At 67.2% G+C, this 14206-nt stretch carries 14 protein-coding genes; 13 read left to right on the forward strand and 1 reads right to left on the reverse strand.

What is annotated here, in order from left to right; all coding sequences use genetic code 11:
- Positions 1–74: 74 nt before the first annotated feature.
- The 13 genes from BLV49_RS12845 to dapF all read left to right on the forward strand — a co-directional run bounded on the left by BLV49_RS12845 (position 75) and on the right by dapF (position 13535).
- Positions 75–836 carry an SDR family NAD(P)-dependent oxidoreductase gene (locus BLV49_RS12845; RefSeq protein ID WP_091185126.1) on the forward strand — a complete coding sequence of 254 codons (762 nt, stop codon included), beginning with the start codon at positions 75–77 and terminating at the stop codon, positions 834–836.
- A 32-nt stretch (positions 837–868) separates the two neighbouring features.
- Positions 869–1846, forward strand: coding sequence for a 4-hydroxy-tetrahydrodipicolinate synthase (gene dapA, locus BLV49_RS12850; RefSeq protein ID WP_091185129.1), 978 nt, complete (start codon positions 869–871; stop codon positions 1844–1846).
- A gap of 42 nt (positions 1847–1888) precedes the next feature.
- Positions 1889–3565 (forward strand): ribonuclease J, encoded by a 1677-nt coding sequence (locus BLV49_RS12855; protein WP_091185132.1) that lies wholly within the window; start codon positions 1889–1891, stop codon positions 3563–3565.
- 67 nt (positions 3566–3632) lie between these two features.
- Positions 3633–6350: an FtsK/SpoIIIE family DNA translocase gene (locus BLV49_RS12860; RefSeq protein ID WP_091185135.1), complete on the forward strand. Its 2718-nt coding sequence runs from the start codon at positions 3633–3635 to the stop codon at positions 6348–6350.
- A gap of 7 nt (positions 6351–6357) precedes the next feature.
- A complete protein-coding gene (pgsA, locus tag BLV49_RS12865; RefSeq protein ID WP_245723653.1) occupies positions 6358–6930 on the forward strand; it encodes a CDP-diacylglycerol--glycerol-3-phosphate 3-phosphatidyltransferase in 573 nt (190 codons plus the stop codon).
- A complete protein-coding gene (locus tag BLV49_RS12870) occupies positions 6927–7415 on the forward strand; it encodes a CinA family protein (RefSeq protein WP_091187323.1) in 489 nt (162 codons plus the stop codon). Before pgsA ends, BLV49_RS12870 begins: the two co-directional genes overlap by 4 nt.
- 148 nt (positions 7416–7563) lie before the next feature.
- Positions 7564–7872, forward strand: a complete 309-nt coding sequence (locus BLV49_RS12875; RefSeq protein ID WP_091185142.1) for a helix-turn-helix domain-containing protein — start codon at positions 7564–7566, stop codon at positions 7870–7872.
- A gap of 64 nt (positions 7873–7936) precedes the next feature.
- Entirely contained in the window at positions 7937–8164 is a 228-nt protein-coding gene (locus tag BLV49_RS12880; protein WP_342706632.1) for a DUF3046 domain-containing protein, read from the forward strand.
- A gap of 238 nt (positions 8165–8402) precedes the next feature.
- Complete coding sequence (gene recA / locus BLV49_RS12885; protein ID WP_091185145.1) at positions 8403–9449, forward strand: recombinase RecA; 1047 nt, start codon at positions 8403–8405, stop codon at positions 9447–9449.
- Positions 9450–9452: 3 nt separating this feature from the next.
- The gene (locus tag BLV49_RS12890; RefSeq protein ID WP_091185148.1) at positions 9453–10043 is read left to right on the forward strand and encodes a regulatory protein RecX; all 591 of its coding nucleotides are present in this window, start codon (positions 9453–9455) and stop codon (positions 10041–10043) included.
- Between the two features lie 61 nt (positions 10044–10104).
- The gene (gene miaB / locus BLV49_RS12895; RefSeq protein ID WP_091185150.1) at positions 10105–11700 is read left to right on the forward strand and encodes a tRNA (N6-isopentenyl adenosine(37)-C2)-methylthiotransferase MiaB; all 1596 of its coding nucleotides are present in this window, start codon (positions 10105–10107) and stop codon (positions 11698–11700) included.
- On the forward strand, positions 11697–12644 hold the full coding sequence (gene miaA, locus BLV49_RS12900; protein WP_091187329.1) for a tRNA (adenosine(37)-N6)-dimethylallyltransferase MiaA: 948 nt from the start codon (positions 11697–11699) through the stop codon (positions 12642–12644). The genes miaB and miaA overlap by 4 nt, the downstream gene beginning before the upstream one ends.
- 9 nt (positions 12645–12653) lie before the next feature.
- Entirely contained in the window at positions 12654–13535 is an 882-nt protein-coding gene (gene dapF / locus BLV49_RS12905; protein WP_091185154.1) for a diaminopimelate epimerase, read from the forward strand.
- Positions 13536–13542: 7 nt separating this feature from the next.
- Here dapF and BLV49_RS12910 read toward each other — a convergent pair whose 3' ends face one another.
- Positions 13543–14184 carry a class I SAM-dependent methyltransferase gene (locus tag BLV49_RS12910; RefSeq protein WP_091185159.1) on the reverse strand — a complete coding sequence of 214 codons (642 nt, stop codon included), beginning with the start codon at positions 14182–14184 and terminating at the stop codon, positions 13543–13545.
- Between the last annotated feature and the right edge of the window lie 22 nt (positions 14185–14206).

Consider the following 14206-nt stretch of genomic DNA (forward strand, 5'->3'; position numbering starts at 1 on the left):
GCCGCTCTCTGAGCCTACCGATTCGGTCAGTCGAGGTCGATGGTTCGTTAGCATGGCTGACGGGAGGTCGAAGGATGGCGCGTGGTGATGAGACGGCCCTTGTCACGGGGGCGACATCCGGCATCGGCCGGGAGTTCGCCGAACAGCTCGCGCAGCGCGGATACGGGCTCGTCCTCGTCGCCAGGGACGCTGAGCGGCTCGAGCGCGTGCAGTCGGAGCTCATCTCGCGGTACGCGCTTCCTGTCGAGGTGATCGTCGCCGACCTGCTTGAGGCGAGCGGCCTCGAGAGCGTCGAGCAGCGATTGGCCGCGCGTCCCGTGCGCGTGCTCGTCAACAATGCGGGCTTCGGACTCAAAGAGCCGTTCGAGGCGCAGCCCATCGAGCAGGAGGACCGGCATCTCGACATCCACGTGCGCGTGCCGATGCGGCTCATGCACGCTGCGCTTCCCGGCATGGTCGCGCAGGGAGCGGGCAACATCATCAACGTCGCGAGCGTCGCCGCCTTCACACCGCGCGGCAGCTACGGCGCCGTGAAGTCGTGGGTCGTTTCGTTCTCCCGCTGGGCCAACAACCGGTACCGAGCGAACGGCGTTCACGTCACGGCCGTGTGCCCCGGCTTCGTGCATACCGAGTTCCACCAGCGGCTCGGCGCGGGACTCGACGACATTCCTGAGTGGATGTGGCTCGAACCCGGCCAAGTGGTGGCTGAAGGGCTTGCGGATGCCGGGCGGGGCCGCTCCGTCTCGATCCCCTCGCTGCGCTACAAGGCGCTCATCGGTCTCAGTCGCCTCGCCCCTTCGGCGATCACGCAGCGCGCGGCGGCGCGGGGACGGTGACCGGGTCGTGGGCGAGCCGGTAGCCTAGAAGAGTGACGAACGCAGAGAATCCCTTCGGTCAGGTCCTAGTCGCTCTTGTGACGCCGTTCACGGCGGACGGTGAAGTCGACTGGCCGGGCGTCGAGAAGCTCATCGACGACGTCGTCGCGGGCGGCGCCGACGGCATCGTCGTCACGGGCACGACGGGGGAGACCTCGACGCTGACCGACCCAGAGAAGATTCGCCTCGTCGAGGTCGGCAAGTCCGTCGCGGCCGGTCGGGCGCGCATCATCACCGGCGGCGGCTCGAACGAGACCGCGCACGCCATCGAGCTCTACAAGGCGAGCGAGCGGGCCGGCGCCGACGGCGTCATGATCGTCACCCCGTACTACAACAAGCCGACGCAAGCCGGAGTTCTCACGCATTTCCGACTCATCGCCGACGCCACCGACCTGCCCGTCATCCTCTACGACATCCCCGGCCGCACCGGCATCCCCCTCACCTACGAGACGATCGTGCGCGCCTCGCAGCACCCGAACATCCGCGCCGTCAAGGACGCGAAGGGCGATTTCGCCCAGGTCAGCCGCGTGCTCAACCAGACCGACCTCATGTACTTCTCCGGCGACGACGCGAACGCGCTTCCGCACATGGCCATCGGAGCCACGGGACTCATCGGCGTGACCGCGAACATCACGGCCCGTCCCTACCGGGAGATGGTGGATGCTGTCAACGCGGGCGACCTGCACACCGCGACCGCCGCGCACAAGAGGCTTGAGCCGCTCGTGCGCGCCGTCATGACGCACGTGCCCGGGACCGTCTCCACGAAGTACATCCTGCACGGCCTCGGTCGCATCGAGAGCCCGCGCGTTCGGCTTCCCCTCGTCGGCCCCGAAGAGCACGAGGCCGCGCAGATCGAAGACGACATCGCGCTCGTCCGCAACCTCGAGGGCGCCGACTTCTCCAACTTCCGTCCCGACCGCAATGCCGCGGCCGGCGGAGCACTGCCCAAGGTGCACGGCACCACGCGCTGACGCGCAACCATCCGAATATCTCAACACTGACCAGGAGGGCCAATGCCCAACGCCGTATTCGATCCGCCCGAACTCGCCAAGGGAACACTCCGTGTGACGCCCATCGGCGGTCTCGGCGAAGTCGGCCGCAACATGACGACGTTCGAGATCGACGGCAAGATCCTCATCGTCGACTGCGGCGTGCTCTTCCCCGAGGAGTACCAGCCGGGCGTCGATCTCATCCTCCCCGACATGTCGGAGCTCAAGGACCGCCTCGACGACGTCCTCGGCGTCGTGCTCACCCACGGTCACGAAGACCACATCGGGGCCGTGCCGTACCTGCTCCGCATGCGAAGCGACATCCCCATCATCGGCTCAGGCCTCACGCTCGCCCTCACCGAGGCGAAGCTCAAAGAGCATCGCATCAAGCCGTACAGCCTCACGGTGAAAGAGGGCCAGACCGAGCAGCTCGGCCCGTTCGAGCTCGAGTTCGTCGCCGTCAACCACTCCATTCCCGACGCCCTCGCCGTCGCGATCAAGACCGAGGCCGGCACCGTTCTCGCCACGGGCGACTTCAAGATGGACCAGCTGCCGCTCGACGGCCGCATCACCGACCTGCGCAGTTTCGCGCGCCTCGGCGCCGACGGCGTCGACCTGTTCCTCGTCGACTCGACGAACGCCGACGTGCCGGGCTTCACGCCGCTTGAGCGCTCCATCGGCCCCGTCCTCGACCAGGTCATCGCGCGCGCGCCTCGCCGCGTGATCGTCGCGAGCTTCTCGAGCCACGTGCACCGTGTTCAGCAGGTTCTGGATGCCGCTCACGCCAACGGCCGCCGGGTCGCTCTGCTCGGGCGCTCGATGGTCCGCAACATGACGATCGCCGCCGATCTCGGCTACCTTCGGGTTCCCGAGGGCGTGCTCATCGACTACAAGAAGGCGACCGACATCCCCGACGACAAGATCGTCTACATGTCGACGGGCTCCCAGGGGGAGCCGATGGCCGTGCTGTCCCGCATGGCGAACCTCGACCACGCGATCGAACCCGGCCCCGGTGACACCGTCATCCTCGCCTCGAGCCAGATCCCCGGAAACGAGAGCGCCATCTACCGCGTCATCGACGGGCTCACGAAGCTCGGGGCGACGGTCGTGCACAAGGGGAATGCGAAAGTCCACGTCTCCGGGCATGCGGCCGCGGGGGAGCTGCTGTACTGCTACAACATCCTCAAGCCGAAGAACGTCCTCCCCGTGCACGGCGAGTACCGGCACCTGATCGCGAACGCCAAGCTCGCGCAAGACACCGGCATCGCGGAGGAGAACACCTTCCTGGCCGAGAACGGCACCGTCCTCGACCTGAAGGACGGCCACGTCGACGTCGTCGGTCAGCTCGACCTCGGCTTCGTCTACGTCGACGGCGCTTCCGTCGGCGAGATCACCGACGCGGATCTCAAAGACCGCCGCATCCTCGGGGAAGAGGGCTTCATCTCGATCATCGTCGTTGTCGAGGCGCAGACCGGACGCGTGGTCTCCGGACCGGAGATCCACGCTCGCGGCTTCGCGGAGGACGACGCCGTCTTCGACAAGGTGCGGCCCAAGATCGTCTCGGCCCTCGCGGAAGCGGCGGGCAACGGAGTGCGCGACCAGCACGCGCTGCAGCAGGTCGTGCGCCGCACCGTCGGTCGGTGGGTCAACACCTCGTACCGGCGCCGTCCGATGATTGTGCCGCTCGTGATCGAGGCGTAGCCCGCAAGGTCTCGCGAACCCCGAGTCATTACCGGGCAACGTCAGCGCCCGGCGATACCGTTGGAACATGGCTCCTGGCACCACGTCCTCCGGGCGCGCTCGCAAGTCGAAGAGCGCCGGCGGTCAGACGCGAACCCGCACGGCCACGGCCAAGACCAAGAAGCTTGAGCCGGAGCCGACGAAGGCGAATCCGCTCGTGCGATTCTGGCTCGGCCTCGCGCACCTCGCCGGCGGAGCGGCCCGCGCTCTCGGCCCCGAGAAGCTCGAGAAGGATCAGCGCCGCGACGGAGTGCCGTTCTTCATCCTGCTCCTGGCGATCACGGGGATGGTCGTCGAGTGGTTCGGGGTCAACGACCCTGTCGCTCGAACCATCGAGGCCTGGACCTTCGGCGGGCTCTTCGGGCGCGTCGCCTTCGCCCTGCCTGTCGTGATGCTGCTGCTCGCCGTCTGGCTGTTCCGCAACCCGAGCTCCGTCAACGACAACGGCCGCGTCGGCATCGGCCTCGGACTGCTCCTGCTTTCCGTCACCGGCATCTGCCACGCGCTGAGCGAGCAACCGTCGCCGGGTGAGGGCGGACTGCCCGCGCTTGCCGACGCGGGCGGCCTGCTCGGCTGGATGGTGGGGGCGCCGCTCGTGCTGCTCATCACCTGGATCGGCGCGACGATAGTTCTCGGGCTGATCGGCCTGCTCGCGCTGTTCATCGTCACCAAGACGCCCCCGAACAAGATCCCGCAGCGCATCCGCCAGTTCACGGCATGGATGTTCGGCACCGACCCGGAGGAGCTCGAGCAGCGCCGCGCCGACAAGGCGAGCGGGCCCGCGATAGATGACGACGTCGACGAGGACTCGTTGCCCTGGTGGCGGCGCAACAAGAGCGGACGAGAGACCGAGCCCGCATTCGACTCTCCCGTCGTCGACGATGACATCACCGAGCTGCTCGGCGCGGCCGAGCCCGAGGGCCACTTCGACTCGGCCGTGGAGAAGGAGCCCGAGCGTCCCTCGTTCGCGCCGACCGAGGTCATCGACGGGCTCGCCGCTGCCGAGAGCGCCGTCGCCGGATATGCGGGCTCCGACGGCACCCGCGGAATCCACGGCGACGGCGGAGAAGCCGACGACACCGACGTCCTCCCCGGCATGGAGTCGCTTGCGCTCCGCGGCGACGAGGGCGCTCCCGCGAAGCCGACCGAAGCCGACCACCCATACCGCCTGCCCTCGACAGCGACGCTCGCGGCCGGAGCTCCCGCCAAGCAGCGCTCGTCCGTCAACGACGAGGTCGTCGCCGCGATCACGGGCGTGCTCGACCAGTTCAAGGTGAACGCCAAGGTCACGGGCTTCTCGCGCGGCCCGACGGTCACGCAGTACGAGATCGAGCTCGGACCGGGCGTGAAGGTCGAGCGTGTCACGGCTCTGTCGAAGAACCTGTCCTACGCCGTGGCGTCGAACGAGGTGCGCATCCTCTCGCCGATCCCCGGCAAGAGCGCCATCGGCATCGAGATCCCGAACACCGACCGCGAGATCGTCACGCTCGGCGACGTGCTGCGCTCGGCGGCGGCGACGAACAGCAAGCACCCCATGACCATCGGCGTCGGCAAGGACGTCGGGGGCGGATACGTCGTCGCGAACCTCGCGAAGATGCCCCACCTCCTCGTCGCGGGCTCGACCGGTTCCGGCAAGTCGAGTTTCGTGAACTCGATGATCACGAGCCTGCTCATGCGCGCGAAGCCGAGCGAGGTCCGCATGGTGCTCGTCGACCCCAAACGCGTCGAGCTCGCCCCGTACGCGGGCGTGCCGCACCTGATCACGCCCATCATCACGAACCCCAAGAAGGCCGCCGAGGCGCTGCAGTGGGTCGTGAAGGAAATGGACATGCGCTACGACGACCTGGCGAGCTTCGGCTACCGCCACGTCGACGACTTCAACAAAGCCGTCATCGCGGGTGAGATCCAGCTGCCGCCCGGCAGCGAGCGAGTCCTCAAGCCGTATCCCTATCTCCTCGTCGTCGTCGACGAGCTCGCGGACCTCATGCTTGTCGCGCCGCGCGACGTCGAGGACTCGATCGTGCGCATCACGCAGCTCGCTCGCGCATCCGGCATCCACCTCGTCCTGGCGACCCAGCGTCCGTCCGTCGACGTCGTCACGGGGCTGATCAAGGCGAACGTGCCATCGCGCCTCGCCTTCGCGGTCACGAGCGTCACCGACTCCCGCGTCATCCTCGACCAGTCGGGCGCCGACAAGCTGATCGGCCAGGGCGACGCGCTCTTCCTGCCCATGGGCAGCTCGAAGCCGCTTCGCGTGCAGGGCGCCTGGGTGAGCGAGAACGAGATCGAGAAGGTCGTGAAGCACGTCACGGCCCAGGCTCGCCCCGAGTACCGGCCCGATGTGCAGCAGGTGATCGAGAAGAAGGAGATCGACGCGGACATCGGCGACGACCTCGAGCTTCTCGTCGCCGCGGTCGAGCTCGTCGTGAACACCCAGTTCGGCTCCACGTCCATGCTGCAGCGCAAGCTCCGCGTCGGCTTCGCGAAGGCCGGGCGACTCATGGACCTCATGGAGTCCCGCGACATCGTCGGCCCCTCCGAGGGCTCGAAGGCGCGCGACGTCCTCGTCAGCAAGGAACAGCTCCCCGGCGTTCTCGCGAAACTGCGCGGCGAAGACCCGCCCGCCGGCTCGGCGACGCCCGGTCCCGCGAGCGACCCCGATCCCGTCGAGCAGCAGTTCGAGGGCTACGAGACGGCGAACGCCGATGAGTCCGAGGACGCCTGGCAGCTCACGGATCGGGAATAATCGAAGCGTGAGCGACACGACCGGCAGCAACTGGAACCTTCCCAATGCGATCACGATCGTGCGGATCTTCTTCGCGCCCGTGTTCCTCGTGCTCCTCCTCATCGATGGGGGAGCGGATGCCGCTCTGCGCTGGATCGCCGCGATCCTGTTCATCGTCGGCATCGCCACTGACGGCGTCGACGGCCACATCGCCCGTTCTCGCGGCCTCGTCACGGACCTCGGAAAGCTCCTCGACCCCATCGCCGACAAGATTCTCACGGGGGCCGCCCTCGTGGGCCTGTCCATCCTCGCCGAGCTGCCCTGGTGGGTCACGATCATCGTGCTCATCCGCGAGGTCGGCATTACCGTGCACCGCATGATCATCCGTCACGATCACGTCGTCGCTGCCGCGTGGATGGGCAAGCTCAAGACCGTGTTCCAATCGGTCGCCATCTCGTTCGCGCTCGTGCCCCTGTGGTCGTTCCTCGGCGACTGGATCTTCGTCGTCAACGGCATCCTCATGACGATCGCGGTGATCCTCACGATAGCGAGCGGCCTTGACTACGTGTGGACGGCGATGAAGGCGAAGCGCTCCCGATGAGCGACGACACGGCACAGCTCATCGCCGATCTGACGGCGGCCGGTGCGACCGTCGCCGTCGCCGAGTCGCTCACCGGCGGCGCCGTGTGCGCAGAGCTCATCCGCCCGGCGGGAGCATCCGCTGTCGTCGTCGGCGGCATCGTGGCCTACGCGACGGAACTCAAACACGCCCTTCTCGGCGTAGACGACAAGCTTCTCGCCGAACACGGTCCGGTCCACGCCGAGGTGGCGGCGCAGATGGCCGCCGGCGTGCGCCGCGCTCTCGCCGCCGACGGTGCGGCGGCGACCATCGGCGTCTCGACCACCGGGGTCGCCGGTCCCGATCCGCAATCGGGACAGCAGCCGGGAACCGTCTTCGTCGGCCTCGACAGCGATGAGCGCAGTACCGTCGTTCCGCTCACGCTCTCCGGCGATCGCGACGGCATTCGGGCTGCGACGGTGGCGGCGGTCATCGAGCTTCTCTCGACGACGATCAACCGGGAATAGCCGGGTCGCAAAGCAGGTTGTAGCTGTCAGACTCACACGGAAACATCAGGCGGATTCCGATGCGCCGTCGGTAGAGTTGTATGTAGTAGTCTTATCGACCCAAGCAGCGGAGCCGCCGCTTGACTGGCAAGCAGAAAGGAAGGGTCTCATGGTTCTTGTTCGACAGGAAATCGGGGACGTTCTTCGTGACTTCCGTCTGCAGAAGGGGCGTACGCTCCGGCAGGTGGCGAGCAAGGCGAGCGTCGCCCTCGGATACTTGAGCGAGGTCGAGCGCGGACAGAAGGAAGCGTCGAGCGAGATCCTCGCTTCGGTAGCCGAAGCCCTCGACACGCCGATCTCGATCATCATGCGCGAAGTGGGCGACCGGCTCGCGGTCATCGAAGGGATGGACCCGATCCCCGACACCATTCCCGACGCACTCGTCGCGGAGCTCGACGCGGACCTGGTTCGGCGCTGATCCCGGCGAACGATTCGACGGACGTCCCCGACTGGTTCGGGGGCGTCCGTTCCATGAAAGGGCAGTGGTGAAGCTCAGCGAATTCTGGAACGCCGTCGACACCGAGTACGGCGAGGGCTACGGGCGCGTCGTCGTCCGTGATCTGGTGCTGCCCTCGCTCGATGGACAGAGCGCTGAAGAGGCCCTCCGCGCTGGCGTCCGGCCCCGTGCGGTGTGGCTTGCGCTGTGCGAGGCGACCGATGTGCCCGACGAGCGGCGGCACGGCGTCGGCCTCCCAGAGCCTCGAAAGTAATGCCGACACGCCGATAAGCACACCTCGAACACAGCTTCGAGCGGTGATACTCTCTCCACAAGAGCCGCAACCGGGACGTTTCCCACTGCGCGCACGGGCGTCCGATGCAGTGTCGGAGGGTCGTCGTACAGTTCTTCTCGTCAGCGGAAGTCGCTCCCAGCCTTGTCGGAGAACCGGATGATTCCGGGGCGCGACAGCCTACAGGCGAACCGATAACGAGAACGAAGGAGACGCCCTCATGGCATCACCAGCAGACCGCGAGAAGTCGCTCGAGACAGCTCTCGCGCAAATCGACCGCCAGTTCGGCAAAGGGTCGGTGATGCGTCTCGGCAGCGACGAGCGCGCCCCCGTCGCCGTGATTCCCACGGGCTCCGTCGCCCTCGACGTCGCTCTCGGAGTCGGAGGCCTGCCCCGGGGCCGCATTGTCGAGATCTACGGTCCGGAGTCGAGTGGTAAGACCACGCTCACCCTCCACGCCATCGCGAACGTGCAGAAGGCAGGAGGCATCGCCGCCTTCGTCGACGCGGAGCACGCGCTCGACCCCGAGTACGCGAAGAAGCTCGGCGTCGACATCGACTCCCTCCTTGTCTCGCAGCCCGACACGGGAGAGCAGGCGCTTGAGATCGCGGACATGCTCGTGCGCTCCGGCGCGATCGACCTCGTCGTGATCGACTCGGTCGCCGCACTCGTGCCCCGCGCCGAGATCGAGGGCGAGATGGGCGATTCTCACGTCGGACTACAGGCACGACTCATGTCGCAGGCGCTCCGGAAGCTCACGGGCGGTCTCAACCAGACCGGCACCACGATGATCTTCATCAACCAGCTTCGCGAGAAGATCGGCGTCTTCTTCGGCAGCCCGGAGACAACCGCCGGCGGAAAGGCGCTCAAGTTCTACGCCTCTGTCCGGCTCGACATCCGCCGCATCGAGACTCTGAAGGACGGCGGCGAAGCCGTCGGCAACCGCACCCGCGTCAAGGTCGTGAAGAACAAGATGGCCCCGCCGTTCAAGCAGGCCGAGTTCGACATCCTCTACGGCACCGGAATCTCGCGCGAGGGAAGCCTCATCGACTTCGGAGTCGAACACCAGATCGTCAAGAAGTCAGGCGCGTGGTACACCTACGAAGGCGACCAGCTCGGCCAGGGCAAGGAGAACGCGCGCAACTTCCTGCGCAACAACCCCGACATCGCCCTCGAGATCGAGAACCGCATCAAGGCAAAGCTCGGACTCGGTCCTGAGACGCCGGGCGCCGAGGGCGACGAGCTCGCGGAACGCCGCGGCGCCTGACCCATGGTTGCGTTCCGACCATCCGACGGTGAGAAGCTCGCCCCTGTGACGTCGCTCGACGCGCACAGGGGCGAGCGACGCGCCCCGGAAGCGGAATCCGAGGATGCTCCGCCCGCGCTGCCGGATCTCGAGGCAGCGGCAGTGCGCGCCCTCAGCCGCCGCAACCTGACCGAGCGGGAGGTGGCGAAGCTCGTGCGGGAAAAGGGCGGCGACGCCCGCCAGGCGGAAGCGGTCCTCGAACGCCTCCGCGAGCTCGGTTATGTGGATGATTCCCGGGTGGCCGAGGAACTCGTGCACCGCCTCGCTGACGGGCGAGGAAAGAGTCGAGCCGTTGTGGCACGCGAGATGGCCGCTCGCGGAGTCCCCAGCGACATCGGCGACGCGGCGCTTGACGGCATCTCCGACGAGCACGAGCGCACCGTTGCGGTCGAGCTCGCGCTCAAGCGCGGAGCGCAACTGTCGTCAGCCGACGATCAAGCCTTCACCCGACGGCTCACGGGCTACCTGGCACGTCGTGGATACGCGGGCGACATCGTTCGCGAAGCAGTCGCGGCAGCCGCGGCGGAGCGACGCAGCTCGGTGCGCTTTCGCTGACCGGGTGTCCGGGGCGGCGGATTCTGCAGACCATCAGAGTCCTACGTAAACTAAGGGGATCATGAGCACCCTGACCGAACGCCCGACGATCATTCCCCGGTCCGACGCCGCCGTTGGGCCCGATGGCGGCCCGCGCACCTACGAGGTGCGCACATTCGGCTGCCAGATGAACGTTCACGACTCTGAGCGTCTGAGCGGCTCCCTTGAAGCTGCGGGGTACGTGAAGGCCGTCGACGTCGAGCCGGACATCGTCGTCATCAACACGTGTGCGGTGCGCGAGAACGCGGACAACAAGCTCTACGGGAACCTCGGTCATCTCGCTGCCGTCAAACGTCGCCACGAAGGAATGCAGATCGCCGTCGGCGGCTGCCTTGCCCAGAAGGACAAGAACGTCATTCTGGAGAAGGCTCCATGGGTCGACGTCGTCTTCGGAACGCACAACATGGGTTCGCTGCCGAGCCTGCTCGAGCGTTCCCGCCACAACAACGAAGCGGAGATCGAGATCCTCGAGGCTCTCGAGACCTTTCCGTCCACGCTGCCGACGAAGCGGGACTCCAGCTATTCCGGCTGGGTCTCCATCTCGGTGGGCTGCAACAACACCTGCACCTTCTGCATCGTGCCGTCCTTGCGCGGCAAGGAGAAGGACCGGCGTCCCGGCGAGATCCTCGCGGAGATCCAGTCCCTCGTCGACGACGGCGCCATCGAGGTCACGCTGCTCGGACAGAACGTGAACTCGTACGGCGTCGAATTCGGCGACCGGCAGGCGTTCAGCAAGCTCCTCCGCGCCGCCGGACAGATCGAAGGCCTTGAACGCGTCCGGTTCACGAGCCCTCACCCCGCCGCGTTCACCGACGACGTCATCGACGCGATGGCGGAGACGCCCAACGTGATGCCGCAACTGCACATGCCGTTGCAGTCCGGCTCCGACCGGATCCTCAAGGCCATGCGGCGCTCCTACCGCAACAAGAAGTTCCTCGGCATTCTCGAGAAGGTGCGGGAGCGCATTCCGCACGCCGCGATCTCGACCGACATCATCGTCGGCTTCCCCGGTGAGACCGAAGAAGACTTCCAAGAAACTCTCCGCGTCGTCGAGGAAGCCCGATTCGCCTCCGCCTTCACGTTCCAGTACTCCGTACGCCCCGGGACACCGGCGGCGACGATGGGCGACCAGATCCCCAAGGCCGTCGTGCAGGAGCGCTACGAGCGCCTACTCGCCTTGCAAGAGCGCATCAGCCTCGAGGAGAACCGCGCCGTCGTGGGCCGGCAGGTGGAAGTGCTCGTCGCCGTCGGTGAGGGAAAGAAGGACGCCGAGACGCACCGTTTGACGGGGCGCGCCCGGGACTCGAGACTCGTGCACTTCGCGGTTCCCGCGGGCAGCGAGACCCCGCGACCGGGCGACGTGGTCACCGTCACCGTCACGGACGCGGCACCGTTCCACTTGCTCGCCGACTCCTCGGATGGGGCGCCGCTCGTCATCCGGCGCACTCGCGCAGGTGACGCATGGGACCGCGGCCAGGCGGAGTCGTGCGCGGTGCCCGCTCACGGCGGCGGCGCTGCGACCGGGGGAGCCGTGTCTCTCGGAATGCCGGGCCTGCGCGCCGCAACACCGACGGTGGCCACGACACCGATCTACGACCCGACGGACGGGCAGCGCTGAGCACTCCAGCCCCCATCGTCGTCGTCGGACCGACAGGGACCGGGAAATCGGAGTTGTCGCTCGACCTCGTCGAACGACTCGCAGACGCCGGTCGCCCCGCCGAGATCGTGAATGCCGACGCCATGCAGCTCTACCGCGGCATGGACATCGGAACCGCGAAACTGGCGGTCGACGAGCGCCGCGGCATCCCGCACCATCTGCTCGACGTGCTCGACGTCACCGAGGACGCGACGGTCGCCGGTTACCAGCCGCGGGCGCGGCACGTCATCGACGCGCTCTGTGGAGACGGCATAACACCGGTGCTCGTCGGCGGATCGGGACTCTACGTCTCGAGCGTGATCTTCGCGTTCCAATTCCCCGGCACCGATCCGCTCGTGCGCGCGCGGCTCGAAGGGGAACTCGAAGCCGACGGACGAGGATCCCTGTATCGGCGACTCCATGAACTCGACCCTGCCGTCGCCGCCCGAATCGGCCCGCATAACGCTCGCCGCATTGTCCGGGCGCTCGAGATCGCGGAGCTCACCGGCACCCCCGCCGCAGGGATGCTGCCCGACGAGCCCGAGTACTGGCGTCCCGTGACGCTCATCGGCCTGCAGCTTCCCCGCGAAGAGCTCACGGAGCGCCTCGACGGGCGCGTGCAGCGCATGTGGGATGCCGGACTGCTCGCCGAGGTGCGCGGGCTCATGGAGCAGGGACTGAAACGCTCAACGACCGCCGGCCGTGCCATCGGCTACGCGCAAGCGGCGGCCCAGCTGAGCGGAGAATGCAGCGAGTCCGAAGCGATCTCCGACACCCAGAGACTCACCCGCCGTTACGCCCGGCGTCAGATGAGCTGGTTCCGCCGTTACCGCGACCTGCACTGGCTCGACGCGGCATCCGCGTCCCTGCCGGACGATGCCCTCGAGATCATCGCCCGGAACGAAGGGCAACTGCATCGCCCCTAGACTTGCCGTATGCCGACCACGCTGCAGTTCACCAAGGGCCATGGCACCGGGAACGACTTCATTCTCTACACCGATCCCGCCGGCCAGTCGCCCCTGAGCCCGGAGCAAGTGCGCGCGCTGTGCGATCGGCACATGGGCATCGGCGCCGACGGGATCATCCGCGCCGTTCGCTCGAACGCGATCCCCAACGGGGCCGCCTCACTGGCCGAGGACGAAGCCGCCGAGTGGTTCATGGACTACGTCAATGCCGACGGCACGGTCGCGGAGATGTGCGGGAACGGCATTCGGGTCTTCGTGCGTTACCTGCTCGCCAACGGGCTGACCACGCTCGAGACTGGCGAGACTCTCCCGATCGGCACGCGCGCCGGCGTGCGCGACGTGCAAGTGTCAACGAACGGGTTCCAGGTCGACCTCGGACGCTGGCGGCTCGAGGACGGCGACCCTCTCGTGCGTGTGAAGGGTTTGAAAGTGGCCCGGCCCGGCCAAGGCATCGACGTGGGCAATCCGCATATCGTCGTCGCCCTCGCGGATCTCGACGAACTCGCCGACGCGGATCTCGGCTACATCCCCGTTGTGGAGCCTGAACCGGAGAACGGGGCGAACATCGAACTCGTGGTCCCGCGCGACCCGCTCGTCAAGGACGGAATCGGCCGCATCAGCATGCGCGTGCACGAACGCGGCTCGGGGGAGACGCTCTCGTGCGGCACCGGCGTCGCGGCATCCGCTCTCGCCACCCGGCACTGGGCGGGCAGCAGCGCTCCCAACAATTGGCGTGTCGACGTGCCGGGCGGAACGCTCGGCGTGCGCATGTTCGCCGCGGAGGACGGCGAGCACGTTGCGCTCTCCGGACCCGCGGAGCTTGTCTACACGGGCACGATCGAGCTGGCCTGACCTGCCGTCAGCCGACGACGTCGATCGGCTCGGTCTGACCGGTGTGCCGCCGGGCGCGGAGCACCCGATATCCCTTGCCCGTCGCTGCCCGCACGACGCTGAATTCATCGGAGAGCGCGGTCTGCAGCCACCGGTGAAGGCTGTCGGAACCAAGGTTGCGCTGCACGACGAGATACGCGTCAGAGCCGGGCAGAAGCCGTGGCAGCCACCGTTCGAGCATGCCGTGCAACTCGTTCTTACCGACCCGGATGGGCGGGTTGGACCAGATGGTGCTGAACGCGACGTCGTCAGGAACCTCATCGGGAGTGACCGCGCGAACGTTCGTCAGCCCGGCCGTGCGGGCGTTGCGACGCACGAGCTCAAGGGAGCGTTCGTTCACATCGACTGCCCACACCGTGGCGTCGGGGGAGAGCAGTCCGAGCGTGAGGGCGATCGGACCCCAGCCGCAGCCGAGATCCAGAAAGTGTCCGCTCGTCGGCGGAGGGGCCGTGCTCGAGAGCAAGACTCGGGTGCCGGTGTCGATGCGATCGGGGCTGAAGACCCCATTCGCAGTCGTCAGCTGAAAGGCGCGTCCGGCGAGTGTGACGTTCACGGTCTTCAACCGCAAGTCGCTTCCCGGAGTGCCTGTGAAGTAATGGTCACCCGTCATATCTAGGTACGTTATCCCAGCC

Origin of the sequence: Paramicrobacterium humi (genome assembly GCF_900105715.1) — a bacterium.
In the GTDB taxonomy this organism is placed as follows: Bacteria; Actinomycetota; Actinomycetes; order Actinomycetales; family Microbacteriaceae; genus Paramicrobacterium; species Paramicrobacterium humi.